The 3,270-nt window shown below is 43.8% G+C and carries 4 protein-coding genes; all 4 read left to right on the forward strand.

All coding sequences use genetic code 11. From position 1 onward, the window contains the following. Positions 1–112: 112 nt before the first annotated feature. The 4 genes from PX636_RS00315 (at position 113) to argH (ending at position 2,951) form a co-directional block, all read left to right on the forward strand. Positions 113–436, forward strand: coding sequence for a hypothetical protein (locus PX636_RS00315; RefSeq protein WP_002798393.1), 324 nt, complete (start codon positions 113–115; stop codon positions 434–436). Positions 437–444: 8 nt separating this feature from the next. Then, positions 445–1,056: a class II aldolase/adducin family protein gene (locus PX636_RS00320; protein ID WP_288115862.1), complete on the forward strand. Its 612-nt coding sequence runs from the start codon at positions 445–447 to the stop codon at positions 1,054–1,056. 106 nt (positions 1,057–1,162) lie between these two features. After that, positions 1,163–1,366: a hypothetical protein gene (locus PX636_RS00325; RefSeq protein WP_002735090.1), complete on the forward strand. Its 204-nt coding sequence runs from the start codon at positions 1,163–1,165 to the stop codon at positions 1,364–1,366. A 169-nt stretch (positions 1,367–1,535) separates the two neighbouring features. Continuing rightward, complete coding sequence (argH, locus tag PX636_RS00330; RefSeq protein ID WP_103112634.1) at positions 1,536–2,951, forward strand: argininosuccinate lyase; 1,416 nt, start codon at positions 1,536–1,538, stop codon at positions 2,949–2,951. Positions 2,952–3,270 lie beyond the last annotated feature (319 nt).

Raw genomic sequence — 3,270 nt, forward strand, 5'->3', positions numbered from 1 at the left:
GTCAAAATACGATCACTAAACTGTTCCGCAGTTCCGTCGTTCCCGAAAAGAAAAACTTTGTACTTCACCATTAAGATAACTGCTATAGTATCGAGGAAAACTAGAATTGTCTATGAACACATTCACTCCCCATCAAATTGTTAGTTTATTCTGCAAAAATCGAACTTTATACGGAGAAGTAATTCAGGTGATTGAAAGTCGTTCGGCTCTTTGGGTGCGTCCTCTTTGGTTAATTGTAGCCGATAGTTTTGAGACAATTGATGTGCGGGAAGGTTCCGATTTAATCCTGCCGATGGACTTATTTAAACCCGCCTTAGACACGGAAGTTTTACCCCTATTCTCCCAAGTTATTAAAGATAATTATATCACTAATATCTCCTATCCTCTCCAGGACTTTGTGCGGAAAGTGTGTCAAAATTATCCCGAATATTTTTAGAAAAATTTATGATTGATGAAGGTTACGTTAAATATAATTGTACTTGGATTCCTGACCGTCCCTTAATAAGCTCGGAGATTGCAGAATTAAATTATTGGCGTAATCGGCTCTATCGACTGGGATTAATCGGTCAATACGATAACGGAATCGGTTTTGGTAATGTGAGTCAACGAGGAAAAATAGACAAAAAAATTATTATTTCTGGCACTAATACTGGAGGGATTCCAGTATTAAATGAATCCCATTACACCACAGTTATAGACTACGATTGGAGAGAAAATCGGGTCACTTGTCGGGGAACAATTGCTGCTTCTTCGGAAACTCTCACCCATGGAGCAATTTATGAAGCGAATCCCCAGATTAATGGGGTAATTCATATTCATCATCGCCCCCTGTGGCAAAATTTGATGTATCGAGTGCCGACCACTCAAGAAAATATCGCCTATGGAACCCCAGAAATGGCCGCAGAAATTATCCGTTTATGTCAAGAAGAGCGTCTAGAGGAGCAACAAATTTTAGTGATGAGTGGTCATGAAGAAGGAATTATCGCCTTTGGTCAAGATTTAGCAAAAGCGGGCAATTTATTATTATCCTATTACCGGCAATCTCAAGCATCTTGAAAGTGACCCCCTCTCCAACTCACCACCAGGGAGACAAAAGCGGTTTTGATTTAGTCGTTTTCATGTTAACTTATTCTGTAGATTTTCGTCTTTGAGGAATGCCATCGTGATCGACATCTTCCATCATCTATCTGTCTCGATCGACTTTTCGCCCCTTACCAATGTCTTGATGACTATTTCGGAGCAAGACGTGGATATCATCGGCAATGTCCAGAAATCCTTCTCAAATTTCGTCAAAACTGGGCAAGCATGGGCCCTATTAATCGGTTTCATTGCCGGTTATATGTTTCGAGGTTTTACTTCTTATTAGCTTTTCGCCTATCAGCATTCAGCCAGAGTGAGCAATTCTTGCTATTCTTATGCTTGTAGGGTTGGAGATTTTTCTAACCTGAAGCGGTAATGCTATCAGCGCCGGATTATTCCCCAAAATTGTCCAGCATATTTTGGTTAACTTTATACACAATCATCTAACGAAAACAGTGACAGCAAAGAAAACTTGGAGCGATCGCTTTGAAGGTAGTCTCCATCCTACGATCGTGGAATTTAACGCCAGTATTGGCTTTGATATCGAATTAATCGAGTATGATCTCACCGGATCAATCGCTCACGCTAAAATGCTCGCCTATACGGGTATTATCAGTCCCGAAGAAGCAGATAGTCTCGTCTCTGGATTGGAACAAATTCGTCAAGAATACCGCACCGGCAACTTTAACCCCGGCATCGATCAAGAGGACGTGCATTTTGCCGTAGAACGTCGTTTAACCGAGATTGTGGGAGATGTGGGCAAAAAACTGCACACGGCCCGTTCGCGCAACGATCAGGTAGGAACGGATATACGTCTGTATCTTAGACAACAAATCGATGATATTAGGCAAGAAATTCGCAATTTTCAGCAAGCTTTAGTCAATCACGCCGAAAACCATCTGGAAACCCTGATCCCCGGTTACACCCACCTACAGCGCGCTCAACCGATTAGTTTAGCCCATCATCTCCTCGCTTATTTTCAAATGGCCGAACGGGATCACCAAAGATTAGGGCAAATTCGCGCCAGGACTAATATTTCGCCCCTAGGATGTGGTGCTTTAGCGGGGACGACTTTTCCTATTGATCGTCATTACAGCGCCAATTTACTCGATTTTGAGCAGGTGTATAACAATAGTCTCGATGGAGTTAGCGATCGAGATTTTGCCATTGAATTTATGACGGCCGCTAGTCTGATTATGGTCCACCTGAGCCGTTTGAGCGAAGAAATGATTCTCTGGTCTTCCCAAGAATTTAGTTTTATCACTCTCACCGATAGTTGTGCCACGGGATCTAGCATTATGCCCCAGAAAAAAAACCCCGATGTTCCCGAATTGGTGCGCGGCAAAACAGGGCGGGTTTTTGGGCATTTACAGGCGTTATTGACCTTAATGAAGGGTTTACCCCTAGCCTATAACAAAGACTTGCAGGAGGACAAGGAGGCGTTATTTGATGGCGTTAAAACCGTGCGGATTTGTTTGCAAGCGATGACGGTACTTTTAGCCACCGGGATTCAATTTAAAACCGACCGATTAGCTAATGCGGTGGCGGAAGATTTTTCTAATGCGACGGATGTGGCGGATTATTTAGCCAGTAAGGGAATTCCCTTCCGAGAAGCTTATAATTTAGTCGGGAAAGTCGTTAAAAGCAGTTTAGCAGCGGGTAAGTTATTGAAAGATTTAACCCTGACGGAATGGCAAGAATTACATCCAGCTTTTGAGGCCGATATCTACGACGCGATCGCTCCTCGTCAGGTGGTAGCGGCCCGTAATAGCTATGGTGGCACAGGTTTTGAACAAGTGCGATCGGCTTTAATTCAAGCTAAAGCCATTCTCGATCATCGAAAATTTGCGTCTGAAACCCCGCCGTTCTAGGTTGGCTTTACGTTAGAATTAAAAGGCCAGTCTCGAAAACCAAGTGGACGGCGCAGCACCTTGAAAACTCGGCTTAGGGGGTTCCGACCAGAAAAGCTTGGCCGGGTAAAAAGTCGCGCGCAACAAGTACAAGAAGCTATAGGCGGTCAACGTACCGTGGGACACACGGAATCGGGCTTCTGAAATGGGGCGAAAGTCTGTGGACTCTGTGTAAGACAGTACATGGTTTTTTAACTGTGGTATGCGACGGTGGTGGAAGCAGAAACTTAAATCGTGAGGTTTAGGAATCGCCGCCCTAAAAGTGCGGCGAGGATGTCAA

The organism is Microcystis sp. M53598_WE2 (genome assembly GCF_030067735.1).
GTDB classification, from domain to species: Bacteria; Cyanobacteriota; Cyanobacteriia; order Cyanobacteriales; family Microcystaceae; genus Microcystis; species Microcystis aeruginosa.

Coding starts and splice junctions, on each gene's coding strand:
- PX636_RS00315 (WP_002798393.1), top strand. CDS start 113: ATGAACACATTCACTCCCCATCAAATTGTTAGTTTATTCTGCAAAAAT.
- PX636_RS00320 (WP_288115862.1), top strand. CDS start 445: ATGATTGATGAAGGTTACGTTAAATATAATTGTACTTGGATTCCTGAC.